Raw genomic sequence first — 26,990 nt, forward strand, 5'->3', positions numbered from 1 at the left:
TATGGGACAACGAATTGGATTTGGCATCGACGTGGGAGGCTCTGGAATCAAGGGTGGCCGCGTAGACCTTGAAACTGGGCAGCTTATTGGCGACCGCATTAAAATTTTCACGCCACAGCCGGCAACTCCGGAAGCGGTTGCGGAGACCATTGCAGAAATTGTGGACATTGCGAAGTGGGATTCCGATGTCGGCATCACGATTCCGTCCGTCGTACAGAATCAGATTGCCTTGCTGGCCGCCAATATTGACGGTTCTTGGGTTAATACGAACTGCCAAGAGCTCTTCGCTAAATACCTGCCCAACAACAAGGCGCACGTGCTTAACGACGCTGACGCTGCCGGCCTCGCTGAAGTCCAGTTTGGCGATCCGGGCAATAAGACAGGCGCCGTGTTGTTGCTAACTTTTGGTACAGGCATCGGCTCCGCGCTTATTCATGACGGACTGCTCTACCCCAATTCGGAGTTAGGCCACCTCATCATTGATGGCATGGAGGCCGAACACTTTGCATCCGCGAGAGTTAAGGATGTGGAGGGGCTCGGCTTCGAAGAGTGGGCTGAGCGCGTGAGCAAGGTGCTTAAGACCTACGAGGCGCTGTTTTGGCCGTCACGGATCATCGTCGGCGGCGGAATCAGTCGCGAACACGAAAAGTGGATTCCGCTGTTGACATGTAAGACTCCAGTTGTCCCCGCAAGTTTGGATAATAATGCGGGTATTGCTGGCGCCGCCTTTGCAGCTGACCAGGGACTTTACCCTTAACCACTTTCATTTCTTATATGGGGATTGGTAGCTACGTGTCGGGCGTGACACGTGCTTGAAGCCATGCCCCGTGGCGGCGATTTTAAGAATTGGTTTACAATAAGAAGTTGACTCACGGCAAGGTTGAATAATCAACAGGCTCGAGGAGGATTGGGAAAATCGAATTCCAGCGCACTGCTTCGATGAGGATTTTCACCGATTACTTCTTCGCTAGGAGCCAGAAAGCAACACTGATGACCGTGGCACGAAAAGGTCAGCTCTGAATGTTTTCCATTCGGCTAGTTGGCTATAGACGAAGTAAAGGCGCACCACTGGCGCGTTGAGCTTCTCTTCGACCGAGAGAAGCTGGCGGCGGCTTTGGCGGCGCACACAACGTACATCGTGAAAGGGCGTTCGTGGCAGGCAACGAACTGGGGCAAGCTCAGGACCAATCCACCGGGAGTGGCACCGGTTCAGCTACTCCTGCAAAGAAGGCTGTAAAGAAGGCCATCAAGAAGGCAGTGAAGAAGACCGTGGCAAAGAAGACTGCCGCGAAGAAAACTGCTGCCAAAAAGACGGCTGCTACCAAAACTGCGGCGAAGAAGACGACCGCTAAGAAGGCAGCGGCCAAGAAGACCGTGAAGAAGGCGGCCAAGAAGTCCGTCGCTAAGAAGACCACGCGTAAGGCCGCCGCCAAGAAGGCAACTAAGCGGACAACGGCTGCGAAGGCCACCGCGGCCAAGGCTGCTGCAGCGAAGGCGAAGGACGCGCAGGCTCTCGACGCAACTGAGAACGAAGAGCTCGAGGACGAGGAACTCGACCACGACTTGGAGCAGGAGCAGGACTACGACCCGGATCTGGATGATGATCTCGAAGACGATGATCTTCACGACGATCTGGATGATGACGACCTCGAAGACGACGACCTCGACGATGATGAAGAAGAGGACGACGAGGACGAAGACGAAGACGAGGATGAAGAGGACGAGGGCGACGAGGTCTGGAACGAGGACGAGTCCGCTCGTCTGCGTCAGGCCCGCAAAGATGCTGCCCTCACCGCCTCCGCCGACTCTGTCCGCGCCTACCTCAAGCAGATTGGTAAGGTCGCGCTGCTGACTGCCGAGGAAGAAGTCAGTCTGGCAAAGCGCATCGAGGCCGGTCTGTACGCGCAGTACAAGATTGACGAGGCCAAGGAAGCCGGCGAGCGCATCGCTTACGCTCAGAAGCGCGACTTGCGCGAGATTTCTCGTGACGGTCAGCGCGCCAAGAATCACCTGCTCGAAGCCAACCTCCGTCTTGTGGTGTCCCTGGCAAAGCGCTACACCGGCCGTGGCATGGCTTTCCTCGACTTGATTCAGGAGGGCAACCTCGGCCTGATTCGCGCCGTCGAGAAGTTCGACTACACCAAGGGCTACAAGTTCTCCACCTACGCAACGTGGTGGATTCGCCAGGCCATTACTCGTGCAATGGCCGACCAGGCTCGAACCATTCGTATTCCGGTTCACATGGTCGAGGTCATTAATAAGCTCGGTCGTATCCAGCGTGAACTGCTTCAGGATCTGGGCCGCGAGCCCACCCCGGAAGAGCTCGCCAAGGAAATGGACATCACAGAGGAAAAGGTTCTCGAGATTCAACAGTACGCTCGTGAACCGATTTCCCTGGACCAGACCATCGGCGACGAGGGTGACTCTCAGCTCGGTGACTTCATCGAGGACTCCGAGGCAGTTATCGCCGTGGACGCCGTCAGCTTCACGCTCCTCCAGGATCAGCTTGGCGACGTCTTGGAGACTCTCTCCGAACGTGAAGCCGGTGTCGTCCGCTTGCGCTTCGGCCTTACCGACGGCATGCCACGTACCCTGGACGAGATTGGTCAGGTCTACGGTGTGACACGCGAGCGCATCCGTCAGATTGAGTCCAAGACGATGTCCAAGCTGCGTCACCCGTCGCGCTCGCAGGTGCTGCGCGACTACTTGGAGTAAAGCTTTAACCTGGAGTTGTTCAGGGGCTAACAGCTAGACCCAGAGAATCGGGCTTGAATGAGGTTTCACACCTTATTCGAGCCCGGTTTTTCTTTTGGTGTCAGCGCTAGTGAGTTACTGACTGCGTTTATGTCAAAAATGACCTCAAAAATGGCCTGAAAGTGTCATAAACTCACACAGTTTCACATTTGCAGCCAAAAGCCCCGAACCACCAAAGTGGAACGGGGCGAAGGAGCATCTGAGCAACGCTAGGCGGAGAAGCCCGATGGTGGTTCAGCACACTGGCCCACCATCCACTACGGGCTACTACCTACCCAGCTAGTACACGACGCCGAATACCCACTGCAGCAGCGTCAGCGATGCCACAGAAATCACGATCAGTGCGACGACGTTCAGCCAAACACCGGCCTTGACCATGTTGTCCATGCTGACGTAGCCGGAGCCGTAGGCGATGGCGTTCGGCGGTGTTGCAACCGGCATCATGAATGCCGAAGTAGCTGCCAGTGCAACTGGAACTGCGAAGATCATCTGGTCGTGGCCCAGACCGATTGCCATCGCACCAACCAGCGGCAGGAAGGTCGCGGCCGTCGCGGTGTTAGAGGTGAACTCGGTCAGGAACAGCACAACGGCGCCGACGACAACCACGAGTGCAGCCACTGGCATCCAGCCGAGAGTAGACAGCTGCTCGCCAATCCAGTCCGACAGCCCAGAGGCACCGAACTGCGAGGACAGCGCCAGGCCACCACCGAACAGCAGCAGCACACCCCACGGCAGCTCCAACGCATTTTCCCAGCGCATGAGCTTCACGCCATTAGGGCCACCCGGAATAAGGAACAACGCAATACCCACGGTCATTGCGATAACCGCATCGGCAATCTTGGTGTCGGGCAGCAGCACCGGAACAAAGACCCACGCCAGTGCCGCCGCGATAAACACTAGGAGCACTCGGCGCTCTCCAGTCGACATACGGCCAAGGCGCTTCAACTCGTCACGCATGAGTTCGCGCCCACCTGGAATATGCGTAATCTCCGGCTTAAACAGAACATTTGTCAGCAAAAACCATGCACAGAGCATGAGCACAACCGCCACCGGGACACCCAGCAGCATCCACTGGCCGAACCCAATGTTGACACCCTGCTCCGCCATGTAGGCCGCCAGCATCGCGTTCGGCGGAGTACCAATAATCGTGCCCAGCGAGCCAATCGATGCCGCGTAAGCGATACCCAGCATCAGCGCGATACCGAAGTTTGACTTTGGCATCGGGTCATAGCTTGACGACGACTCCTCGGCCTCCTCCAGCGCATCCCCACCGGGGGTTTCAGCGACGGATTCACTCGCAGAGCCCGTATCCTCTGCAGGAACCTTTTCATCGTGCAGCATTCGGACAATGAGGCTCAGGACGGACACACCGATTGGCAGCATCATCACGGCCGTGGCCGTGTTGGAGACCCACATCGACAGGAAGCCAGTAGCCACCATGAAGCCGAGAATCAGCATTTTTGGTGACGACCCCATGAGCACCAGAACCCACAATGCGACGCGCTTGTGGAGGTTCCAACGCTGCATCGCCAGCGCCAACAGGAAGCCGCCCATAAAGAGGAAGATGGTCGGGTCTGTGTACTTGCCCGAGAAATCCTTAATCTCCGCGAGGTTGAGAATCGGGAATAGAGCCAGCGGCAGCAGAGCCGTAACGGCAATCGGGATAGCCTCGGACATCCACCACACGGCCATAAGCACTGCTACACCTGCGGTTGCACGCAGGTTGTGATCGAGCTCAGCCGGCATAAAGAAGTACACGAGCAGGGCCAGGATGATACCGAGTCCTAGACCGGTGCGCTTACGGAAAAGCTCCCGGCTGAGGTATCCACGGTCTTGTTGGCCAGGTGACAGTTCCGGGGAGTTATCGCGCGTAGATGTCGCTGCCACGATTCACGCTCCTATTTAATAATCAGCAGACATCCTGTATTGCACGCATGTTCAAACGTTTACCGCATGTGGGGATGCCAAATGTGGGTACTTTCTGACACCAATATCATTACCAACACTCGGCCAAATATGAGATTTCACTAAGAAACCCCCGGCCGAAACTGCAGGCAGTTGGGCTTCGGGGGTGGACTACGGGGTTAGCTCATTTCCTGATTGCGTATCTGGCATTGACCGAAAACTCCGGGCACAAAGTAAGACCGCCATTGATGTCGCTTCCAAACTCACTCCGATTGCTTCTTTGGCTGATCAGTACCCATCTGCTTAGAGATGCACTCGGCATACTCTCCAGAGGTGCGCTCGAACTTCTCGCACTTCGACATCGCATCTGATGTCGACGAATACAGCATCAGCGATACCACGGCGGCTGCAATACCCGTCACAATGCCGACCACGCCCAATCCGAACGAACCGCTGATGACCGCGTCTCCCCCGGCTGCCTGCACGCGTTTCTTGGCACTCATTGCCTTCGCCATCGCGATGATGCCCAGAACAATGCCAAAGACACCGAGGATGCCACCAACAATCATCCAGGACATCAAGAGTCCGCCGACGCCAAAGATCAGTGCCAGCACGCCAATAGTCCGACCGTCATTGCCTGGTACAGCTGACAAACCACCGCCGGTCAATTCCGACGGCCTCGACTTATCACTGCTTGCCGACATTCTTCTCTCCACCATAGATTGCTCAGTTCGTTTGAAACCCTACCAATTACGCAGGTAGCTGATGCGATCACGCAACTGTTCCTCCGTACATAGCGCAGTCGGCGGGCCACCACAGGCGCGCCGAACCTCGTTATGCACTTGACCATGTGGCTTACCGGTTCGCGCCGCTGTCATCGACACCAGCGTATTGAGCTCCTTCCGCAACTTCGGCAACACCTCACTGGCCACCTTCTGCGGCCTTGGGTACGCCGATCCCTCAATCCGGTGCACCGCGCCCCCTTCGCCTCCGCTTGACGACGATTCCCTCGCCTCCTCGCGGGCTTCCTTCTCTCGGGCACTGGCGGCTTTAAGCTGTTCATCCTGCCGCTGACGCAGCAAGAGTCGCATCTGATCGGCGTCGAGAAGCCCTGGCAAACCCAGATAATCGGCCTCTTCGGCGGAACCGGCAACGGTTGCGGTGCCGTAGGAGGAGCCGTCGTAGATGAGGTAGTCAAGTTCAGCATCCGCGCCAATGGATTCGTAGGCCGGCAGCAATTCGTCGGGCTCATCCTTGCGGCGATTGGCCTCAGCGACCAAGTCATCCTCCCAGCCTTCCGAAGGCCGATCCGGCTTGCCGAGCACGTGGTTGCGCTGCACCTCCATCTGCGAGGCCAAGTCGAGCAGCACCGGAATCGACGGCAAGAAGACCGAAGCGGTCTCCCCCGGCATGCGGCTTCGCACGAATCGTCCGATAGCCTGCGCGAAGAATAGTGGAGTCGAGGAACTGGTCGCGTACACGCCGACCGCCAGCCTCGGCACGTCCACGCCTTCGGAGACCATGCGCACGGCCACCATCCACTCATCGGTGGACTCGGAGAAAGTCTTAATTCGTTCCGACGAGCCCGGTTCATCCGAGAGCACTAACGCCACCGGCGTAGAGGCAATCTGCTCGAGAATGCGTTTGTACGCACGGGCAGTTGCCGCGTCGGAGGCGATAACCAGGCCACCCGCGTCCGGGATATGCTGCCTCATCTGCGAGAGCCGGGTGTGCGCTGCCCGCAGCACAGATGGCATCCACTCGCCCTTTGGGTCAAGCGCGGTGCGCCAAGCACGCGTGGTCTCCTCTGGACTCATCACGGTGCCCAGACGCGCAGCAAACTCATCGCCCGCACTATCACGCCAGCGGGCTTCACCGGAATAAGCCAGAAAGACCACCGGGCGGACAACGCCGTCGGCAAGCGCATTGGAATAGCCGTACGTGTAATCAGCGACGGAACGCGAGTAACCATCGCCGTCCGGCGAGTAGCGAACAAACGGAATCGCTGCGTCATCGGAGCGGAACGGCGTACCAGTTAGGCACAGGCGGCGTTCGACATCGCCGTAAGCTTCGGAAATACCGTCGCCCCAGCTCTTGGCATCGCCGCCGTGGTGCACCTCGTCCAGAATCACCAATGTCGGCCGAGCGGTGGCTACGGCATGGTGCTTAAACGGATGCACTGCGACTTGGGCGTAGGTCACAACAATTCCCTGGTAGGAGGGGTTTACCACACCCTTGGCGTTGGTGAATTTGGGATCCAACGCAATCCCCGAACGAGCAGCGGAAGCAGCCCACTGCACTTTCAGGTGCTCAGTGGGAACCACGACGATGATGCGCTCGACGATCCGGCGCGACAGCAACTCACTGGCGATACGCAAGGCGAAGGTCGTCTTACCTGCGCCCGGTGTCGCCACTGCAAGGAAGTCCTTGGGGTTAGTCGCCAGGTATTTGTCGAGGGCCTCCTGCTGCCATTTACGAAGCCCGCTCACTTGCGACGCAGGGACTTGTAAATCCGCTCGCAGTCAGGGCATACCGGTGAACCCGGCTTCGCTGACTTCTTCACAGGGAAGGTTTCACCGCACAGAGCAACGACGTAGGAGCCGTTGACCGCGGAGTTCACGATCTGGTCCTTCTTGACGTAATGGAAGAACTTCGGGGTATCGTCCCTCGTCGACTCATCGACGCGGGTATCGGTGCGTTCAATCGTCTTTGTCGTCTTCAATGGAGTGCTCACAGATTCCAATTGTGCCCCATCGGTCAAATTATGCCCAGTGACCCAGGTGCTGGCCGCTGCTGACTGCTGCCTTCCACAGCCATCCACAACATCGCTACGACTACGCGAGCATGCGGCTGCAACGGACATAGCTAGTTGAGACGACCCCACGCCACAGGCGTATGCTAGACAACCATGGCGCGAATCAATGACCGTCGCGACTCCGCGCTGCCGAAACGCGGAAGTTCCCGGCGACGCAAGAAAGACGCGGCGTTGATTACCGACGCCCGCGGCTCTCGGATTCGCAACTATGACCACCGCCGCCACGTCTACGCGGCTCTGCAATGGTCTCGCATTCCGCTGCTGCTTCTTTCCGGCGCTTTTTATCTGTGGTGGGATGTGCCGTGGATTGCAGCGATTCTCATGGTCGTCTCCGTACCCATGCCGTGGATCGCGGTTGTCATCGCCAATGGCGTTGGAGAACCCGCTGACAAGCGTAAGCCGCGCGTCTACAAGCCTGGAGTTGTACGCGAGCAAAACCGCAAATGGGAGGAGCAGCAACGCCAGCGCGCCCTCAAGGAAGCAGAGATGCGCGCGCTCGGTTCTGCCGCCAGTACCGAAGACACCGACGCACCGACGCAGTCCGGTAACGAGACCACCTCAAATCCCTTCGATGACGCAAATGTCATCGATATGCCGGAAGACGACGATTCGTCGTCAAGCTCCCCTAACTAGCCCCTCCGCCCCGCTTTACGACGAAGGTAGTGCCTACGATGACCTTTTCCCCCTCCACCTTCACCCCACCGACTGATCAGCAGCTTCGTGATTTTGTCGACTGTGCGGAGGAATTTGCCACCGCGCTCAGGCGCCTTGAGTTTTCCAGTGAGTCACTGCGTCGAGTCCTAGGCGCCGAGGGACTGGCCGCGCTGGACCGCGGTGAGCCCGGCGTTGTCGATGTTCTACTTACCGAAACTGAGGGCGTTTCTGCGGACACTGTGACCGCGTTGCGTCTTTTCATCCTGGGCGATTTCGCCGACGCACAGCAGCTATTTGGGGCTGAGCTGACAGCCAAGTTACTGGGCAGCGGCATACTTGCCGGCACCGCCACCAACGCACAGGTGTGTATCGATGTGCGCCCGGTCGAGATTGCGGGAGTCGACCGTATTGTCTTTTCCGACCGCGATGCCTCTATGAGCGATCACGTTCCTGGACCCGATCATGTCTTGGGCGTAGGGCGGGCTTCCCGCTCCCTCCTCGATATTTCGCCGACCTCGGCGGTGGAATCCGTACTCGACCTCGGTGCCGGTTGTGGCGTCCAGAGTCTTGCCCAGCCGGATGCAAAGTCGATTGTCGCGACGGACATTCACCCCCGGGCGCTGTTTTTTGCCCGCGCTACTTTCGCCGCAAATGGCTTCGACCAGGCGCAGGCCGTCGAAGGTTCGTGGTTTGAACCGGTTGCAGGCAAGAAGTTTGACCGCATTGTGGCGAACCCGCCGTTCGTCGTAGGGCTGCCAAGTGTGGAACATGTTTACCGTGACTCAGGATTGAATCTGGACGGTGCCACCGAACTTATGATCCGCGGTCTGGCCGACCATCTCACCGACGGCGGCACGGCGCATCTGCTCGGTGCTTGGGCCCATATCGAAGGCGAAAGTTGGCAACAGCGCATCGCCTCTTGGCTCCCTGCTGAAGGCCTCGAAGTGTGGGTAACACAACGAGATGTCGCCACGCCGGCGGAATACATCGGCACCTGGCTTCGAGACGAGTCCATCGACCCCCGCAGCCCAGAAGGCTGCGAGCGCTCCCGTGCCTGGCTGGAGCACTTCCGCAACAGCGGCGTGACAGGCATCGGGTTCGGCTACATCACAGTCCAACGCATTGCCGGCCCGACTTCCGCCGTGTGCGAAGAAATGCCGCAGCCTTTGGCCGCTCCCTTCGGCGCCGAAGCCCAGGAGTATCTCGGCCGCGCCGAATGGCTTCGCGCACAAACTGCTAACACCATCCTCGAAGCTGCCTTTACTCTGCGCCCTGGCGTCGCCTTAGAACGCGTTTCGCTTGCCGACGTCGACAGCGGCCAGGGCTTCACTGAGTTCGATACGCGCATCTCACGCACCGACGGCCCCGCCTGGACACACTCAATCGATGAGTCCGTGGCAACCATTCTGGGTGCGCTGCATCCCGAAGCTGCTCTGGGCTCCGTCATCGACATCATGGCAATGTTTGGAGCCTTTGATGAGTCCGAAGTCCCTGCAATCAAGGACGCCCTAGTTCCCATCGTCGTTGACCTGGTTCGCCATGGTCTGATTCTCCCCACCGAGCTCTTGGAGGATAAACAGTAAATGAAAGCCGTTCTCACCCTAGTTAAATCCGCGTCAGTCACTGTCGACGGCTCCGTTGTTGGCCACGTTGACGGAGGCGATACCGGCGCCATTTTGGCGCTCGTAGGTGTTGGCCGCGAGGACACTGCCGATGCTTGGGAAACGATGGCCCGCAAGATCGCGGAGCTGCGCATTCTGGATGGCGAGCTCAGCGCTGTCGACGCTGGCGCCCCGGTGCTCGTTGTTAGCCAATTCACGTTGATGGGGGCGACAAAGAAGGGACGGCGGCCGTCGTGGGTAGACGCGGCTCCGGGCCCAGAAGCCGAACCCGTCATAGAAAAAATTGTCGAGAACTTGCGCAATCGTGGCTTGACGGTCGAAACGGGACAATTTGGAGCAATGATGGAGGTCGCATCCGTCAATGATGGACCCTTTACAGTTCTCGTAGAATGCTAGTCGCGGCAGTTTTTCTAAACATTATATTTGCATGGCAAAATTACCCTATTGACATTCATCAACTTTCACGGGAACATTTCCGTAACTCCGTGCGTTGTAGTTATTGAGTCCACTTAAAAATCCAGGAGGCAGATTCATGAAGAGTGCCGATATTCAAAATGACGAACTGGAAGGTCAGCCACGGGACAAGGGGCGCCGCACTGGCAATAACTCCAATCCGTCCGCCGATTTGGTTCGTGTGTATTTGAACGGCATCGGAAAGACTGCTCTTCTCAGCGCTGAAGAAGAGGTGGAACTTTCTAAGCGCATTGAAGCCGGTGTATACGCCGAGCATTTGCTGCAGACCGGCGCGAAAATGACCCGCGCAAAGAAGCGTGATGTCAAGATTTTGGCAAAGGAAGGTAAGGCTGCACGCGCCCACCTACTCGAAGCCAATCTCCGTCTTGTGGTCTCGCTGGCGAAGCGCTACACCAACCGCGGTATGCCTCTGCTGGATCTAATCCAGGAGGGCAACTTGGGCCTCATCCGCGCCATGGAAAAGTTCGACTACACCAAGGGCTTCAAGTTTTCCACTTACGCAACGTGGTGGATTCGCCAAGCTATTACCCGCGGTATGGCTGATCAGTCGCGCACTATTCGCCTCCCCGTCCATTTGGTTGAGCAGGTCAACAAGATTTCTCGTATCAAACGTGAGCTCTACCAGCAGCTCGGCCGTGAGGCTACGAATGAGGAATTGGCAGAGGAATCCGGCATTCCAGAGGCCAAGATCGAGATGCTGCTGCGTCAGTCCCGCGACCCGGTGAGCTTGGACATGCCGGTGGGCACTGATGAGGAAGCTCCTCTGGGAGACTTCATCGAGGACTCAGAGGCAACTGATGCCGAGGAGGCAGTTGTCGCTTCCCTGCGTCACCACGATGTCCGCAAGGTTCTGTCCACTCTCGAGATTCGAGAGCAGGAAGTTATTAAGCTCCGCTACGGTCTCGACGATGGCCTGCCCCGCACGCTGGATCAGATTGGCCGCCACTTTGGCCTGTCTCGAGAGCGCGTCCGCCAGATTGAGCGGGAAGTTATGTCCAAGCTCCGCGAGGGTGACCGTGCTGACAAGCTGCGTGAGTACGCAAACTAACGCCACATGGCGGTGACATCGATAGGGTTCCTAATTTCAGCCCTGAGATAGAGCTGGACTTCAATGCCGACCCCGTGCCGGAGTTTCATCCACACTGGCGGTCGGCGTTTTCGTCTGCACGTCGAACTTTCGACATCGCGTACGCTCCCTTCCGTCTCAGCAGCGCCCACCGAACCAAGCTTTTCGCTGCCTAATCAGCACCAAAGCCACTAGATTTGCGAGCCCTAACATCTTTCTTGCGCAAGTGTGGTTATCCTAATACTTGAGTGAAAACTTTTAAGACTGTGTTATCGGAGGAAAACCGTGAGGGATTTGGTTGACACCACGGAAATGTACTTACGTACGATTTTCGAACTCGAAGAAGAGGGCATCATTCCTTTGCGTGCTCGCATTGCCGAACGCCTTGAGCAGTCGGGGCCGACCGTTAGCCAAACCGTTGCGCGCATGGAGCGCGATGGCCTTCTCGTAGTTGCCCCAGATCGCAGCTTGCAGCTTTCCGACGAGGGCCGCAGGCTGGCCACGGCTGTCATGCGTAAGCACCGCCTAGCTGAGCGCCTACTTACGGATGTCATTGGCCTCGAATGGGACAAGGTTCACGACGAAGCCTGCCGCTGGGAGCACGTAATGAGTGACGAGGTCGAGCGCAAACTTCTCGACGTGCTTGACTCTTACACACGCTCCCCATTCGGCAATCCGATTCCCGGTTTGGGAGACCTCGGTGGGACTCAGTCACCAGAGTCGTTAGAGAACGTTCGCCGACTGTCCGATCTAAACCCCGGCGAGTACACCGTTGAGATCGTCCAGATTAACGAAATCCTGCAGGTCGAGCAGAGCTACATGAAGCGTCTCCACAAGGCTGGAATTATGCCGGGTACTGAGGCACTTGCCGAGGTTGCCGCCGGCCGCGTGACTCTCGCCCGTGGTGATCATTCTCTTGACATTCCGGATACTCTGTCTCACGCAATCATGGTGATTATCAAATGAAACTCCTCGTCACTGGTGGTGCCGGCTACGTCGGTAGCGTGTGCTCGGCAGTATTGATTTCTCTTGGCCACGACGTCACCATTCTGGACAACTTCTCTGTTGGCAACCGTGATGCGGTGCCAGAGGGCGCGACCCTAGTCGAAGGCGATGTGGCGGACAAGGCCTACGAGGTTCTGTCCTCCGACAGCTTCGACGGCGTCGTTCATTTCGCTGCGAAATCGCTTGTTGGCGAGTCTGTTGAGGTTCCTTCCGACTACTGGCACAACAATGTGGGCCAAACCCTGAAGCTACTCGACGCAATGCGTGATACCGGTACGAATAACCTGGTGTTCTCTTCGACAGCTGCAACCTACGGTGAGCCAGAGAAGACACCAATTACCGAAGACATGCCAACCGCACCGACCAACCCTTACGGTGCCACCAAGCTGGCCATGGACTACGCCATCTCGTCTTACGCCAAGGCATACAACATCGGCGCTACCAGCTTGCGTTACTTCAATGTGGCGGGTGCCTGGGGCGGTTTTGGCGAAAACCGTGAGGTGGAAACTCACCTCATCCCCCTGGTACTGCAGGTTGCGCTCGGTCACCGCGACAAGATTATGGTCTTTGGCAATGACTGGCCGACTCCGGACGGCACCGCGGTTCGTGACTACATCCACATCAAAGACCTCGCCGATGCGCACGTCTTGGCACTGGAGTCCAACACGCCGGGAACCCACCGTATCTTCAACCTCGGTTCTGGCGACGGCTTTTCGGTTCGCCAGGTTATTGAGACCTGCCGTAAGGTCACCGGTCACCCGATTCCTGCTGAGGATGCACCGCGTAGAGCCGGTGATCCGGCAACCCTTATTGCCTCTTCTCAGCGCGCCATGGACGAGCTCGGATGGAAGCCCAATCATACGGAGCTGGAAACCATCGTCGCCGATGCATGGGAGTACACCAAGAACCTCGGCGACCGAGCCCACTCGGCGCACCGCTAGGTACTGCAGCACAGCTTGCAGGGTCGCTAATCAATACGCGGCATTTTCACCTTGTATACCCTGCGCAGCACCTCTTGTGCCGCACCAAGAATTGTGCCAACGCACCTCGGCACAATTTGATTGGCGACCGCAATTTCCAGCAACTGAGTCAGTGAATGATTCGGTTGCTCCCCCGCTGCCTCATCGAGAGCTGTTTGCGCATAGTTCTCCAGCCCAGCCGCGAACTTTGCGATGGCAAAACACGCTAAAGCGTTAGCACGCAGGCTGCCGCGGTGGACGATTGCGGCCTCGCGCCAGATTTCTCCCATTGATTGCGCCAACTGCGTAGTAATGAAAATCATGGACATATCGCGCAAGGTGACGTTGGTCAGTGCTGCAGCAATGGCATATCCCGCGGTTTCATCGCGAACCGCCTCATGTGCATCCATCACACCATCGGCCACGTTTTCCACGGCGGCTTTTAGCATGTCGAAATGCTCGATGAGCGCGGGATTGTCCGAACCAATTTTGAGCTTCCTAGGCTGCTCAACGGCTGTCGCTCGTTCCCGGAGGCGGTTCAATCAGAGCCCTGTCTTTACTGTCGCGGAATTGGCCACCTCGAAAATAGCTGCGGTACTCCTCATAGTTTTTGAAAATCTGCTCTCCCTGCCGAGAGATTAGATTTGCATTGTCGGTCATCAGACTGTCACCGACAATGCCGACGATCTCTCCCTGCTCGTCCGTGACAACTTCCCCCGCAGCAATAGTGGCAACGCCCGCCAAACGCACCTCATGCAGGCCGCCTTCTCGCAGCCAGCCTGTAATAGGTGTGGAGTCCTTTTCAATCCCCCAGGATTCGTCGATGATAAACACATCTGCGTGAGTGCATCCTTCATCGAGCAGGAAGTCCGCGGCTGCCCGCACCAAGTCAGGATTGTTCTCCATCGAGGCCACATCCTTAATCAGCATCGGGCCAGCATGCGCTGTCGGATCAAACTCGACCTTGCCATCGATGAGATCTTCGACCTGCTGACGATACAACGCCGCAATCACTACCTGCCCCCGCGGATAGAATCCAACGATTCCCGGCAGGTTCGTCAGAAAAACACTCGGCTCAATTTCAGGCTTTTGTCCTGCACCGAAGTTCTGTTTGTTTCCCATTAATTCCTTACCCCTTTTCCCCCATTGGAATAGCTCGACAGCGGACAATCCTCTCGCCATCTGGTGGCTCTCATTGTTATCGAATCCGCAACAGCCTTGCTTGTGCGCGACCGGAAAAATCGGCCCATCTGTGGACTACTTTCTACTTGTGGATAACTGGAATAGTTTCTGCGGTATCGTGGTTGTTTACTTCAAATGACGAAAAATGTGATGCAGGAGGTAGTCGTACGTGAGTGATCCGACCGACAAGCCTCAGGGCAATATGTACGAGGTAGTTTTTCCGGTTCCTGACGTAACGGGAAGCGAGGGCCATCTGACCCTGGTCATTGCACTTAGCGGTTATGCGGATGCCGGTAATGCCGTCTCGGAATCAGCTAGTTTCCTCTTGGATGCTCTCGAGCACCGTCCATTGGTGAACTTTTCTATCGACGAGCTGATTGATTATCGTTCTCGCCGTCCCTCTGTGACGATGAACCACGACCAGATTGTGGATGTATCCGATTTGAACCTGTCACTCAATGTGGTTCGCGACAACGTCGGTAAGCCGTTCTTGCTGCTTTCTGGCCCTGAGCCAGACATGCGGTGGGAGGCTTTCTCGACTGCCGTTGCAGAGTTGGCGGAGCGCTACGATGTCGGTCGGACTGTGTCGCTGTACTCGGCTCCGATGACGGTTCCGCACACCCGACCACTGGGCATCATCGCCCATGGCACAGATAAGCGGAAACTCGGTGATATGCATACCTGGGGAAACCGCGTCACAGTTCCGGGTGCTGCGAGCCTGAACATTGAGTACGAGCTCGCAAGCCGCGGTTGTGATGCCTTTGGTTTCACCGCACAGGTGCCACACTATGTCGCGGCCTCTGAGTATCCGCTGGCGTCACTGCGGCTGTTGCAGGAGGTAGCAAAACTAGCCAAGCTCGAGCTCCCGCTTGAGGCGTTGGAGAAGGAATCCGCGCGGGTGGCGGAGCTGCTCAATACGCAGACGAATGATTCCGGCGAGGTCTCTCAGCTGGTCAATCTTCTCGAGGAACAGTACGACCAGGAAGTTCAACGTCGTCAAGAGCTGGAGACTTCTCCCCTGCTTGGACCTAACGGCGAGATGCCTTCGGCCGACGAGATTGGCGCTGAGTTCGAAAGGTTCCTCGCTTCTCAACCGCTGCGCCCAGTAGAGGATTCTTCCTCGCTTGACGACGAGGCGGAGACCCCGGCCAGCTCGGATTCCTCGGCAACTACATCAGAGGACACTGACGCACACTCGGAAGAATCCGAGTCGGCCTCGGCGGATGATAGGTCTGCGGAGTTTTCTGCAGACGGCACTGCCGAACAGCCTGAGTCAGAACAGCCTCGGGAAGAGCAGGCGGAAAGCGAAGAATCCGGTGAACCGGAACAACCTCGCCGTCGGCGCGGCTGGAAGCCCTGGTTCCGCTTCTAATCCGGGGTTACCGCTAGGGTGGGAAGCGTGTCACTATCTGAAATGCTTCCCGACCTAGCTGAGGTTCCAGAGTCCCTTTTCGACGATGCGATTATGGACTCGTTCATTGCCTGGACCAGGGATCAGGGCATCACGCTCTACCCGGCCCAGGAGGAGGCCGCTATTGGTCTCGCTGGTGGCGACCACGTCATCCTTGCCACTCCGACAGGTTCGGGCAAGTCCATGGTGGCTATTGCTGCCCACTTCTGCGCCCTCGCTCGTGGCCAGCGCAGCTTTTACACAGCGCCTATTAAGGCCTTGGTCAGCGAGAAGTTCTTTGCCCTCTGCGAGGTCTTTGGCGCTGAGAACGTCGGTATGATGACCGGCGATGCCACCGTCAACGGTGGTGCACCCATCATCTGCGCAACTGCGGAAATTGTCGCCAATATCGCCCTGCGCGACGGGGCCGACGCCGATATTGACCAGGTGGTAATGGATGAATTCCACTTCTATGCGGATCCCGATCGCGGGTGGGCATGGCAAGTGCCCTTGCTCGAGCTTTCCCGTTGCCAATTCCTGTTGATGTCCGCCACTCTCGGCGATACTCAAAAGTTTGAGACGGATTTGAAGGAACGCACGGGACTCGACGTCAACCTCGTTACAGGTACGACGCGCCCGGTACCGCTGGATTTCCACTATGTCTACACACCAGTTCATGACACGCTGGCGGAGTTGCTGGAATCCGGCAAAGCCCCAATCTACATCGTCTTTTTCTCCCAGCGCCAAGCAGCTGAACAGGCTCAGGCACTGACCGGTCTGAAGCTGCTGACGAAGGAGGAGAAGGAGCGGATTCGCGAAGAGATTGGCGATTTCCGGTTTACCACGGCCTTTGGTCGAGTTCTTTCCAAGTTGGTGCGCCAGGGCATTGGCGTCCACCATGCGGGAATGCTGCCGAAGTACCGTCGTTTGGTTGAGCGTCTCTCTCAGACTGGTCTGCTGAAGGTCATCTGTGGCACGGATACCCTCGGCGTCGGCATTAACGTGCCTATTCGCACGGTGCTGATTACCGGTTTGGCCAAGTTCGATGGCCGTCGTAGCCGTATTCTCAAGTCACGCGAGTTCCACCAGATCGCTGGACGCGCCGGCCGTGCTGGCTACGACACCGAGGGCACCGTAGTTGTCGAAGCACCTGAACACGAAATCGAAAACGCCAAGCTGCGGCGCCGTGCCGGCCAGGATGAGGCCAAACTGAAGAAGTTGCGGCTGAAGTCCGTTCCCAAGGGCGAAGTGACATGGTCGGAGAAGACCTTCGACAAAATCGTTTCTCAGCCACCGGAGCCGCTGACCAGCCGCTTTGCAGTTACCAACGGTATGTTGCTCAACGTCATTGCACGTGGTGGCGATACCTACGAACACATGCGTCATCTGCTGCGCACCAATCACGACACCCGCCACCAGCAAAATGAGGCTATTCTGACCGCAATTGAGCTCTACCGCGGTTTGGTCAACGCGGGAATCGTCGTCATGCATGGCGAGGGCGATGACTGCCGCCCCGAGCTGACAATGGAGCTGCAGCGTGACTTCGCGCTCAATCAGCCGCTGTCGCCTTTCGCCATCGCCGCGCTCGAACTGTTGGATAAGGACAGCCCGAACTACGCACTCGATGTCATCAGTGTGTTTGAGTCAATTCTGGAAGACCCTCGCCCACTGCTCATCGCGCAGCAGAAAAAGGCACGCGGTGAAGAAATCGCCGCGCTCAAGGCCGAGGGTGTTGATTACACCGAACGTATGAACATCGTCGAAGACATCACATGGCCGATGCCGCTTGCCGACGAGCTGGAGGGCGCATTCGACACCTATGCTCAAGGTCACCCGTGGGTGCGTGAGTTTTCGCTGTCGCCCAAGTCTGTGGTGCGCGAGATGGTGGAAAAGGCCATGACTTTCTCGGACGTGGTATCTGAGTATGGAATTGCCCGCTCTGAAGGTATTTTCCTGCGCTACCTCACCGATGCCTGGCGCACTTTGCGACACACTCTCCCTCCGGAAGCCGCTAACGAGGAACTCCGGGACATTGTGGAATGGCTCGGCGAGCTCGTTGTGCAGGTGGATAACTCCCTGGTGGATGAATGGGCGCAGATGGCCGATCCGGACAAGCCATTGGACGAGGAAACTCTCAAGGAAGCGGCTTTTGGCACCGACGAGTCGCGGCCCCTTACAGGCAACGAACGTGCATTTACCCGTATGGTGCGCAATCTCATGTTTCGCCACGTGCAGCTCTTTGCCTTTGAAAAGGAGGAGGAGCTGGCCGACCTGGACAACTACCTCGACGATGCGCCAGATTGGCCTGCCGCGATGGATGACTACTTCGATGAATACGATGACCTAGGGATCGATGCAAAGGCTCGCGGCGGCGATATGATTTCGATTGACCGCAAGGCTGGTGAGGGCCTATGGCATGTGATCCAGATACTCGATGACCCTGAGGGCGACCACGGCTGGCGCTTTGAAGCGGGCGTTGACTTGGCTGCATCTGATGAATACGGCGAGGTCAGGTTGGCATCGCTGCGAATTATTCAGGGATAAACGCGAAAAACCGGGCTGGAACTACCAGCCCGGTTTTGCTTATTTCATACGCTACTGCGGCATGCGCCAAGAGAGCTTTAGGCAACAGCGTCTATGTAGGCCTGCCGTACCAGTTCAGCAATTCGATTGAACTCGCCGCCGCGTACCGATGATGCGCGGTGAACCAGCCCAATGGTGCGTCCCGGCCGTGCCGGACCTTCGAATCGCGCAACAGCCAGGCCGGGACGGTCGGCCTCAATCTTGACAGCCGATTCCGGTACAAGCGACTGCCCCAACCCACCGGCAACACACTGCACGACGGTCGATAGAGAAGCCGCCCGTGTTTCCAAGCTGGAGGTCTCGCCGTGAACAGCATCGACCTTGCGACAAATATCCAACACTTGGTCGCGCAGGCAATGACCGTCGTCAAGCAGAAGCAAGTCCAAGTCTCTGATTGCCTCAAGCTTTACCTCTTCCTTACCTGCCAGCGGATGATCCTCTGGCACGACGATGTAGAACTCTTCGTCGTAGAGGTAGATCTCTTCAAAGGAAGGCACATCGGACGGCAGTGCCATGATGGCTGCATCAATGGTGCCGGAGCGAAGTGATTCGATGAGGCGCTCGGTCGGCTCTTCGACGATCCTAGGCTTTAGATCTGGCAGCTCGTCACGAACCAACTGGAGGAAGTTGGGCAGCACGTATGGAGCAACCGTAGGGATAACACCAATGGATAGTGGTCCGGACAAATCATCTGTACGGCCAGAGGCGCGAGCAACGATCTCGTCAACAATTTCAGATGCTTGGCGGGCATATGGAATCAGACCGCGACCGAGTGGCGTCACCAGCACTCGGCGAGTCGAACGCTCTACAAGCTGCACCCCCAGTCCCTGCTCAAGGGTGGAAAGCGCTTGTGACAGGCTGGGCTGTGAAATGCCGAGGCGGGCAGCGGCTTGACCGAAGTGACCGGTATCGGCAATCGCGACAAAGGCACGTAACTGAGGCAAAGTGGGCCGATAATCTCTATTACGCATACCTATAAGCCTACACGAGCTTATTAACTTTTTCCTCTTGACGGTTCGGGAATCCATAGGCATAATGGTGTGTGACCCCAAAAGGAATACATTCAGGAGGATTCCATGGCAATTTTGACTGTTGGCGACAAGTTCCCCGAGTTTTCTCTGACCGCTCTGAAGGGCGGCAACCTGCGTGATGCAAACGCTTCTTCTCCGGATGACTACTTCGAGCAGGTAACCAATGAGTCCTACGAGGGTAAGTGGAAGGTCGTCTTCTTCTACCCGAAGGACTTCACCTTTGTCTGCCCGACTGAGATTGCTGCATTCGGCAAGCTGAATGAGGAATTCGAGGACCGTGACACCGTTATTCTCGGTGGCTCTGGCGACAACGAGTTCTCCCACTTCAACTGGCGTGCAACCCACGAGGAACTGCTGGACATCCCGTTCCCGATGTTCTCCGACATCCGCCATGACCTGATGCGTGCACTCGGCGTCGAGAACGCTGACGGTGTTGCAGACCGCGCAACCTTCATCATTGACCCGGACGGCATCATTCAGTTCGTTTCCGTTACCCCGGACGCTGTCGGTCGTAACGTTGACGAGGTTCTGCGTGTTCTCGACGCTCTTCAGTCTGAAGAGGTCTGCGCATGTAACTGGCAGAAGAATGACCCGACCAAGAACATCGACAAGATGGACGTTCTGAAGCAGGAGCTGAAGTAACTCATATGAGCATCGATAACCTTCGTTCCGGTCTACCGGAGTACGCCAAGGACATGAAGCTGAACCTTGGCACTCTCACCCGTTCTACGGAACTCTCCGAGCAGCAGCTGTGGGGTACCCTGCTTGCATCCGCTGCTGCCACCCGCAACGAGACCGTTTTCTCCGAGATCGCTGAGGAAGCCAAGGAGCACCTGTCTGACGAGGCTTTCGAATCTGCGCTTGGTGCGGCCACCGTTATGGGCATGAACAACGTTGCTTACCGCACTCGCCACATGCTCGGTGATGACTACGCACAGGTCAAGTTCGGCCTGCGCATGAACATCATCTCCAATCCGGGTGTCGAGAAGGAAGACTTCGAGCTGTGGTCTCTGGCAGTTTCTGCCATCAACGGCTGTGAAGCTTGCGTGACTTCTCACGCAAAGGTCGTCCGCGATGCTGGTCTGACCAAGGAGCAGGTCTGGGAAGCTGTGAAGATTGCAGGCACCGTCTCTGGTGTTGCACAGGCTGTCTTCGCTGAGGCTACCCGCTAAATATTCAGAGCTTAGGTTCGGCTTTTGATAGCCGAACGCTCCCCCGCAGGATTACCTGCTGACGAAATAGCGCCCGAGGAACCAATTTTTATCGGTTCCTTGGGCGCTTTTTCTTGTACGTTTTTGGCTACTGCTGTGGCGGGTAATAACCCGGATTCTCCTGGGCTTCATTAACTACTCGACGGCCACCGATGAGCTGACGGTAGATATGTACTTGCACGAGGAGAGCAAGCGGGACTGTGTACAACATACCGATATAGAAGAGCATTGCACCTGCGGAAGAAACAATTGACGTCAGAATGAATGCAACGAGCATCGTCCAATACTGAGGCTTCACCAAGCGCCATGCGACGACCGGAGCCTCAAGTGCTGTTGCTCGACCATCAAAAACAAGAAGCGGCATAGTCGCTGTGATTGGCATGATGAAGATGGACAGCACAAGTACCAACAGGTAGCCGATGGGAATCATCGCAGCTGCAGCTTCACTGCCGTTGGCAGACAGGGATACTCCAGCGATGAAGAGCACCATCCCCGGAAGCATGGCGAGCAGCCCCACCAGGAACGTGACAATGTAGGCACCGATAAGAGATCCCCACCGGTTTACACGGAAGAAAGTACCGTAGCTCGGCACTCGGCCGTCGACAGCTTCGAATGCACCGCGCAGCATAAATGCCTGCATCGCGAACATGCCCACGGCAAATAGGAGTGCCATCGCGCCGAGAGTCGCGAACATTGACCCTAGATCCTCAAACGGAACATCGCCTGGATAGTTCGGCTCAAAGTCCGGATCGAAGTCACCAGTCGCAAAGAGAATTGCCGCTGCGCCAACAATCAGTGCGACTAGTACGGCGAAGAACGTCAGCATGATGCCAAGCCAGGAAGCAAAATTGCTGTTTAGACTACGAAACGCCGCGGAAAAGGCACTTCCAATGTCGACCTTCGTCGGCCCCTGTGCCACAGGCTTCACCGGCGGCTCATCGCCACCTGGCATGTTGACTCCGGGAGCAAGTGCACCGGCTGCAGAAGCCCCGCTGGACTGGTGCTGCCAGTAGCTCGAGTCCGCACCATAGGGTTGCCCGCCGTAACTATCGCGCGACTCGCCAGTTCCATAAGAAGGAATTTCGCCATAAGCCTGTTCACGGCCGTAAGTCTGATTCCACTGTGGCGAATCCTCTGGTCCACGCGGGCCATGTTGTGCGTCCGAATCGAACCCGTAAGGGTTGTAGTCCTGCGAACCATTGTTGGGAAAACCGTGACTCTGGGAGTCATAGTTATTGGACTCATTGTCCCGGCTGCCGTCACCGTAAGAATCGTTGTTGCTATATGGATCGTTTGAGGTATTCATGAAGCAAATTGCTCCTGCCAAATTGACGGATACATACAAATAACGCGCACAACGGACTATACGTGAGACAAGCCCTTGATGAGTTTTTAAAGGCCGAAGTATAAGTCACATTGTGCGCATGGACGTATTTAATTGGACGTTCTTACACGAGCTCCACCGCGGCGACTCCCTCGAACTCGTTCAGCGAATCACCGGCACCCAACGCGCTACCACGCACGATGATGTCATACTTGCCCGGCGCGACTCCTCCGGTCTCCCAAGTGACCTTGGCGGTGGTGTAATTACCGTCCTTGGCAAATTCAATGACAGTTGCCTGGTCCCAGTCGTCAGAAACGATCTCACCGCGGTCATTCTTGATGAGTAGGTAGCCGTCTTCCAGTCGCAAGTCGTTATTCGGATTTGCCGCGACGAATTGGGCAACGGCCTGCTGCCCTACCGTGACGCTTGCAGTCGATTCGAGCACGTCACCAAAATTCTTGCCCATTGGTACGGAATCGATAGTCTTTCCTCCTGCTGGCGACGGCGGGATGATGCCAGTGAGATCACCTGCAGCACTGCCCGGGTCGACAGCCATGCCGTCGGCAAGCGCGTGGGCGAGATCGTGATAGATGGAGATCATCGCACTGAGCGTGTACTTGCCGAAAGCCGTTGCGCCGCCCTCGTAGTCCTGCTGATCGTATTCCTCTGGGGTAACGACGTAGTGTCCATAGCTGTTGGTGTAGCCCTGGCAGATGACAGTGTCGATTGGAACGCCGAGGACATCGGCGACGTGCTGACGCATGCGGTAACCCGACATCGTGGTGGGTTCAAGGCCGTTGGTAATCAAGGTGAAGCCACCGATGCGGGTGATGGAGAACATGTGGGTCTGCTGGAGAAGACCATCGATGTAGCCCACTGGCAGCAGGCATTCTTTCTCGCCCTGAATCTCCCCGATATTTTTCGGGAGTACGACGTTATTGAGCTGACGTACCCACGGTGTGCCTCCACGCTGGCCCTCGTTGAAACCTAGGGCTGGTTCGCCGCCGCCGTCCTCCTGGCTACTGGCTGCGAAGGCCGCACCGAGGATTGCAGGTCCAGTGCGGTGCGGCTGGCCGTCGGGCGTGAATTGGCCGTCAATGTCGACATCGCCGAGGTTGACCCACTTGTGGACGGTAGAGATTCCGCCTCCTGGCAGTGCAATGGTCTGACCCTGGGTAGCGTCAATCTGACGCTGACCGAGAATGCGGGCGGACTCTGCTTCGTCTCCGTTGCCGGGACCCGAATTTGGCACGAGCCCCATGTTCGGGCTGATGTCACCCGGGCACGACATGGTAAATGCGGCGACAAAGGGGGCATCGGCCGGCTCACGGTGGGTAACCCCGCGGTCGACCTCAACCTTCCATGCTGCATAGCCCTTGTTGTCGCCGTCGATGATGGTGTGCTCGGGGCCGAAGGTGGTCGGATGAATTCCATACCAGTTAATGAATCCGACTTCGCGACCACCGCGACTCACGTGCAGTGTATGGCTTTCCGGGTTGACTCCGTCGGGGAAAAGACGCTGTTCTTCCTCGGGGTTACGCCTGAATGCCTCCAGGGAGCGGTTAACACCCGCATCCTTGGCAATCCCCTTGGTCAGGTGGATAGTCGACGGCTGGTAATCAGCGTGTGCACGTTCAATAGCCTTGACCACACCGACGACCACAGCTTCGAAAGTGACGGGACGGAAACCGAGAGTAGTCAGGTCGACCATAAGATGGCCCGATGTACCACCCGGCGCGACATGCGTATGAGATGCGCAGATAAGCACGTTGCCCTCGTGGTAGAGGTCTCCGAAGAGAGCTCGCAGTCGCCGCAGAACTTCCATCTGGATGGACTGGAACATGAGCCCCATATCTGCGGTGACGTGGACGACACGGTTGTCGTTGTCATCACCGAAGATGAATGCACGCGCCATCTGGCGAAGACGCAGACCCGAGGTGGTCTGGTCCATGACCGCATACCCGTTCATGCCAGCGCCGAGTGGCTCGCCTGTCATGTCAGCCATTCCTCGACCGACATTCAAAGTGGTGGTCGAATTCCCCGCGGCGGCAGAAGCCCCGTTTGCAGGAGCGGCGTTTGCCTTTGATGCACCATTTACGGCAGGCATCATACTCGCAGCTGACACGGCAGTTGCTCCGACGAGGAAGCCTCGCCTGCCCACTTGGTACGGGGCGCGTGCGGTTGGTTCTGCCGAATTCGACGATGATGCCATCTGGGGATCGAGCATGTCACATCCTCTTCATATTTCTTTTTGAATATCAATATGTTGGACTTTAATCAGACAATCCCCTACGCGTGGCCTAATAAGCCAAAGTTCCCAAAATTCCCCCCGCGACAGCAGTAACCGATACGACATTCGCAAGGCAGTATCACTACCATGGACACAGTAGAATTTCGCAAGCTTTAGCGCGCTCCTCGCAGACACAACTTCAGAAAGGGCACCATGGCTCAGGCTGTCGGTTTTAACCGCGAAAAGTACATCGAAATGCAATCCGCTCATATTAAGAAGCGGCGCGCAGACATCGCAGGTGAAGGCGGCAAGCTCTATCTCGAAATGGGCGGCAAGCTATTTGATGACATGCATGCCTCGCGCGTGCTCCCCGGCTTCACGCCTGACAATAAAATCGCTATGCTCGATCGCCTCAAAGACGATCTGGAAATCATGGTGTGCATCAATGCCAAGGATTTGGAGCGCCACAAGGTCCGCGCTGACCTCGACATCACTTACGAAGACGATGTGCTGCGCCTCGTCGATGTCTTTCGTGAACGCGGGTTTCTAGTCGACAGCGTCGTCGTCACGCAGCTTTCCGACGACAACACCCTGGCAAAGAACTTCATTGAGCGCCTGCAGCGACTCGGATTGAGCGTAATCCGCCATCGCAATATCGAGGGCTACCCGACAAACACGGAGAAAATTGTCAGTGAAGCCGGCTTCGGGCTGAATGAATGGGCGCAAACGTCGCGGGACTTGGTCGTTGTTACAGCGCCGGGCCCGGGCTCTGGAAAGCTGGCGACCTGTCTATCGCAGATTTATCACGATCACAAACACGGAATTCGTTCCGGTTACGCAAAGTTTGAGACCTTCCCTATCTGGAACCTGGCACTCGAACACCCGGTAAATCTGGCCTACGAGGCGGCAACAGCTGATCTCGATGACATCAATCTCATCGACCCTTTTCATTTGGCCGCCTATGACACCAAGGTCACCAGCTATAACCGTGATGTCGAGGTCTTCCCACTGCTGCGCACTCTGTTGGAGAAGCTCGCGGGCGAGTCGCCGTACAAGTCACCGACCGACATGGGCGTCAATATGGCCGGTTACTGTATCGACGATGACGAAGTGTGCCGAGAGGCATCCAACCAGGAAATCGTTCGCCGTTACTACAAGGCTCTTGTCGACGAACACAAGAACAGCGCAGACGACGAAGTCTCACAGCGCATTGCCATGATTATGAGCAAGGCCAACGTGTCGACAGCCGCCCGCCGAGTCGTCGCACCAGCACTTGAAGTTGAGAAATCTACCGGGGCACCGGGTAGCGCAATCGAATTGCACGACGGCACAATCATCACGGGCAAGACTTCTGAACTACTCGGATGCTCAGCAGCAATGCTCCTCAACGCTCTCAAGAAGCTCGCCAATATCGACCCGGACTTGCACTTGCTCTCCCCAGCTGCCATTGAGCCAATTCAAACGCTTAAGACGCATCACCTGGGCAGCCGCAACCCCCGCTTACATACCGACGAGGTTCTTATCGCCCTTTCCGTGTCGGCGGCCACCAGCGACGATGCCCGCGCAGCCCTCGCCGAGCTGAAGAACCTTCGAAACTGCGATGTCCACACCACCACCATTCTGGGCAGCGTGGACGAAACAATTTTCCGCAACCTCGGTGTGCTAGTGACTTCGGAGCCTAAGTACCAGAAGAAGGCTCTCTATCAGAAGCACTAAGCCATACCAGCAGCTCACGCCGAAAATAGGATAACTGAGAGAGCAGACTAGAATAGTCCCCGTGAGCATCAGCAAGATTCTTCTGTACTACCAGTTCGCCCCACTGTCCGATCCGCGTGCCATCATGCTATGGCAGCGCGATCTTTGCGAGTCGTTAGGGCTCAAGGGCCGCATTCTGGTGTCCGAGCACGGCATCAATGGCACCGTCGGCGGTGATCTCGATGCCTGCAAGAAGTACATCAAGAAAACCAAGCAGTACCCCGCTTTTCACTCCATGCAGTTCAAGTGGAGCGAAGGCGGCGCTGATGACTTTCCAAAACTCTCCGTCAGGGTTCGCGACGAAATCGTCGCTTTCGGTGCTCCGGGTGAGCTGAAAGTCGATGTCGATGGTGTCATTGGCGGCGGCACACATTTGAAGCCGGAAGAGGTCAATAAACTGGTCGAGGAACGCGGCGACGATGTCATCTTCTTCGATGGCCGCAACGCAATGGAAGCCGAGATTGGCAAGTTTAAAAACGCTGTCGTCCCGGACGTAAAGACCACGCACGACTTCATCGACGAACTGGAATCCGGTAAGTACGACTGGATGAAGGACAAGCCGGTTATCTCCTACTGCACCGGCGGCATCCGCTGCGAGATCCTCTCCGCACTTATGAAGAACCGCGGTTTCGAAGAGGTCTACCAAATCGACGGCGGTATTGTGCGCTACGGCGAAAAGTTTGGCAATAAGGGGCTGTGGGAAGGCTCCCTATATGTCTTCGACAAGCGCATGCATATGGAGTTTGGCGATGGCATCGAAGACGAGGACTACGTACAGCTCGGGCACTGCGTCCACTGCGGCAAGCCCACAAACACCTTCCAGAACTGCATCAACGAAGATACCTGCCGTCGTCAGGTGCTTATTTGCGATGATTGCTGGGAGCACACCGAGACACAGCACTGTGGGCGCGAGGACTGCAAGGAAGTTGCCGAAGAGCTAGCAGCCGCAAAGTAGGACGCTCCCTGCTGCCATCGGACTATCTCGAGCACCTCTTAATCAGCACAGATGTGGGTTGTCTCCCCAGACGCG

23 protein-coding genes are annotated in these 26,990 nt (G+C 56.9%); 14 read left to right on the forward strand and 9 right to left on the reverse strand.

What is annotated here, in order from left to right:
* The first annotated feature begins 1 nt into the window (after position 1).
* Both ppgK and HMPREF2562_RS01965 read left to right on the forward strand, forming a co-directional pair.
* Positions 2–757, forward strand: coding sequence for a polyphosphate--glucose phosphotransferase (ppgK, locus tag HMPREF2562_RS01960; RefSeq protein ID WP_042388657.1), 756 nt, complete (start codon positions 2–4; stop codon positions 755–757).
* A 395-nt stretch (positions 758–1,152) separates the two neighbouring features.
* Positions 1,153–2,715, forward strand: coding sequence for an RNA polymerase sigma factor (locus tag HMPREF2562_RS01965; RefSeq protein ID WP_016422651.1), 1,563 nt, complete (start codon positions 1,153–1,155; stop codon positions 2,713–2,715).
* Between the two features lie 318 nt (positions 2,716–3,033).
* On the opposite strand, the gene HMPREF2562_RS01970 is transcribed toward HMPREF2562_RS01965, so the two are convergent.
* The 4 genes from HMPREF2562_RS01970 to HMPREF2562_RS01985 all read right to left on the reverse strand — a co-directional run bounded on the left by HMPREF2562_RS01970 (position 3,034) and on the right by HMPREF2562_RS01985 (position 7,393).
* Positions 3,034–4,641, reverse strand: a complete 1,608-nt coding sequence (locus HMPREF2562_RS01970) for an SLC13 family permease (protein ID WP_070549534.1) — start codon at positions 4,639–4,641, stop codon at positions 3,034–3,036.
* A 281-nt stretch (positions 4,642–4,922) separates the two neighbouring features.
* Positions 4,923–5,363 (reverse strand): hypothetical protein, encoded by a 441-nt coding sequence (locus tag HMPREF2562_RS01975; protein ID WP_016422649.1) that lies wholly within the window; start codon positions 5,361–5,363, stop codon positions 4,923–4,925.
* Between the two features lie 39 nt (positions 5,364–5,402).
* Positions 5,403–7,148 (reverse strand): DEAD/DEAH box helicase, encoded by a 1,746-nt coding sequence (locus HMPREF2562_RS01980; protein WP_048733265.1) that lies wholly within the window; start codon positions 7,146–7,148, stop codon positions 5,403–5,405.
* Positions 7,145–7,393 (reverse strand): DUF3039 domain-containing protein, encoded by a 249-nt coding sequence (locus tag HMPREF2562_RS01985; RefSeq protein ID WP_005509477.1) that lies wholly within the window; start codon positions 7,391–7,393, stop codon positions 7,145–7,147. Before HMPREF2562_RS01985 ends, HMPREF2562_RS01980 begins: the two co-directional genes overlap by 4 nt.
* Before the next feature lie 174 nt (positions 7,394–7,567).
* On the opposite strand from HMPREF2562_RS01985, the gene HMPREF2562_RS01990 reads away from it, so the two are divergent.
* From HMPREF2562_RS01990 to galE, 6 genes are all read left to right on the forward strand, one after another.
* Entirely contained in the window at positions 7,568–8,107 is a 540-nt protein-coding gene (locus tag HMPREF2562_RS01990) for a DUF3099 domain-containing protein (RefSeq protein WP_016422647.1), read from the forward strand.
* Positions 8,108–8,145: 38 nt separating this feature from the next.
* The gene (locus HMPREF2562_RS01995) at positions 8,146–9,711 is read left to right on the forward strand and encodes a DUF7782 domain-containing protein (RefSeq protein WP_070549536.1); all 1,566 of its coding nucleotides are present in this window, start codon (positions 8,146–8,148) and stop codon (positions 9,709–9,711) included.
* Positions 9,712–10,146, forward strand: coding sequence for a D-aminoacyl-tRNA deacylase (dtd, locus tag HMPREF2562_RS02000; protein WP_070549538.1), 435 nt, complete (start codon positions 9,712–9,714; stop codon positions 10,144–10,146).
* Positions 10,147–10,282: 136 nt separating this feature from the next.
* A complete protein-coding gene (locus tag HMPREF2562_RS02005) occupies positions 10,283–11,272 on the forward strand; it encodes a sigma-70 family RNA polymerase sigma factor (protein ID WP_016422644.1) in 990 nt (329 codons plus the stop codon).
* Between the two features lie 303 nt (positions 11,273–11,575).
* Positions 11,576–12,256, forward strand: coding sequence for an iron-dependent transcriptional repressor DtxR (locus HMPREF2562_RS02010; RefSeq protein WP_016422643.1), 681 nt, complete (start codon positions 11,576–11,578; stop codon positions 12,254–12,256).
* The gene (galE, locus tag HMPREF2562_RS02015) at positions 12,253–13,236 is read left to right on the forward strand and encodes a UDP-glucose 4-epimerase GalE (protein ID WP_016422642.1); all 984 of its coding nucleotides are present in this window, start codon (positions 12,253–12,255) and stop codon (positions 13,234–13,236) included. Before HMPREF2562_RS02010 ends, galE begins: the two co-directional genes overlap by 4 nt.
* A 26-nt stretch (positions 13,237–13,262) precedes the next feature.
* On the opposite strand, the gene HMPREF2562_RS11015 is transcribed toward galE, so the two are convergent.
* Positions 13,263–13,796, reverse strand: coding sequence for a DUF4192 family protein (locus HMPREF2562_RS11015; protein WP_246819316.1), 534 nt, complete (start codon positions 13,794–13,796; stop codon positions 13,263–13,265).
* Positions 13,762–14,376 (reverse strand): DUF4192 domain-containing protein, encoded by a 615-nt coding sequence (locus tag HMPREF2562_RS11020; protein WP_246819317.1) that lies wholly within the window; start codon positions 14,374–14,376, stop codon positions 13,762–13,764. The genes HMPREF2562_RS11015 and HMPREF2562_RS11020 overlap by 35 nt, the downstream gene beginning before the upstream one ends.
* Before the next feature lie 229 nt (positions 14,377–14,605).
* Between HMPREF2562_RS11020 and HMPREF2562_RS02025 the strand changes: the two genes are divergently transcribed.
* Together HMPREF2562_RS02025 and HMPREF2562_RS02030 are read left to right on the forward strand one after the other, a co-directional pair.
* The gene (locus HMPREF2562_RS02025) at positions 14,606–15,808 is read left to right on the forward strand and encodes a PAC2 family protein (protein ID WP_016422640.1); all 1,203 of its coding nucleotides are present in this window, start codon (positions 14,606–14,608) and stop codon (positions 15,806–15,808) included.
* Positions 15,809–15,850: 42 nt separating this feature from the next.
* A complete protein-coding gene (locus HMPREF2562_RS02030) occupies positions 15,851–18,370 on the forward strand; it encodes a DEAD/DEAH box helicase (RefSeq protein WP_101738652.1) in 2,520 nt (839 codons plus the stop codon).
* A 77-nt stretch (positions 18,371–18,447) separates the two neighbouring features.
* Here the strand turns inward: HMPREF2562_RS02030 and HMPREF2562_RS02035 are convergent, their stop codons facing one another.
* On the reverse strand, positions 18,448–19,380 hold the full coding sequence (locus HMPREF2562_RS02035) for a hydrogen peroxide-inducible genes activator (RefSeq protein WP_049193018.1): 933 nt from the start codon (positions 19,378–19,380) through the stop codon (positions 18,448–18,450).
* Positions 19,381–19,485: 105 nt separating this feature from the next.
* Between HMPREF2562_RS02035 and HMPREF2562_RS02040 the strand changes: the two genes are divergently transcribed.
* Both HMPREF2562_RS02040 and HMPREF2562_RS02045 read left to right on the forward strand, forming a co-directional pair.
* Positions 19,486–20,082, forward strand: coding sequence for a peroxiredoxin (locus HMPREF2562_RS02040; RefSeq protein WP_016422637.1), 597 nt, complete (start codon positions 19,486–19,488; stop codon positions 20,080–20,082).
* A 5-nt stretch (positions 20,083–20,087) separates the two neighbouring features.
* Positions 20,088–20,612, forward strand: a complete 525-nt coding sequence (locus HMPREF2562_RS02045) for an alkylhydroperoxidase, AhpD family (protein ID WP_016422636.1) — start codon at positions 20,088–20,090, stop codon at positions 20,610–20,612.
* A gap of 127 nt (positions 20,613–20,739) precedes the next feature.
* Here HMPREF2562_RS02045 and HMPREF2562_RS02050 read toward each other — a convergent pair whose 3' ends face one another.
* Positions 20,740–21,957, reverse strand: coding sequence for a hypothetical protein (locus HMPREF2562_RS02050; protein ID WP_016422635.1), 1,218 nt, complete (start codon positions 21,955–21,957; stop codon positions 20,740–20,742).
* Positions 21,958–22,099: 142 nt separating this feature from the next.
* The gene (locus HMPREF2562_RS02055) at positions 22,100–24,202 is read right to left on the reverse strand and encodes a neutral/alkaline non-lysosomal ceramidase N-terminal domain-containing protein (RefSeq protein WP_016422634.1); all 2,103 of its coding nucleotides are present in this window, start codon (positions 24,200–24,202) and stop codon (positions 22,100–22,102) included.
* A gap of 216 nt (positions 24,203–24,418) precedes the next feature.
* Here HMPREF2562_RS02055 and HMPREF2562_RS02060 point away from each other — a divergent pair, with 216 nt between their 5' ends.
* Together HMPREF2562_RS02060 and HMPREF2562_RS02065 are read left to right on the forward strand one after the other, a co-directional pair.
* Entirely contained in the window at positions 24,419–25,921 is a 1,503-nt protein-coding gene (locus HMPREF2562_RS02060; RefSeq protein WP_016422633.1) for a DUF1846 domain-containing protein, read from the forward strand.
* Positions 25,922–25,982: 61 nt separating this feature from the next.
* Complete coding sequence (locus HMPREF2562_RS02065; protein WP_016422632.1) at positions 25,983–26,915, forward strand: oxygen-dependent tRNA uridine(34) hydroxylase TrhO; 933 nt, start codon at positions 25,983–25,985, stop codon at positions 26,913–26,915.
* The last annotated feature ends 75 nt before the right edge of the window (positions 26,916–26,990 follow it).

The sequence above is a fragment of the Corynebacterium sp. HMSC077G07 genome, from assembly GCF_001809225.1.
Taxonomy (GTDB): Bacteria; Actinomycetota; Actinomycetes; order Mycobacteriales; family Mycobacteriaceae; genus Corynebacterium; species Corynebacterium jeikeium_D.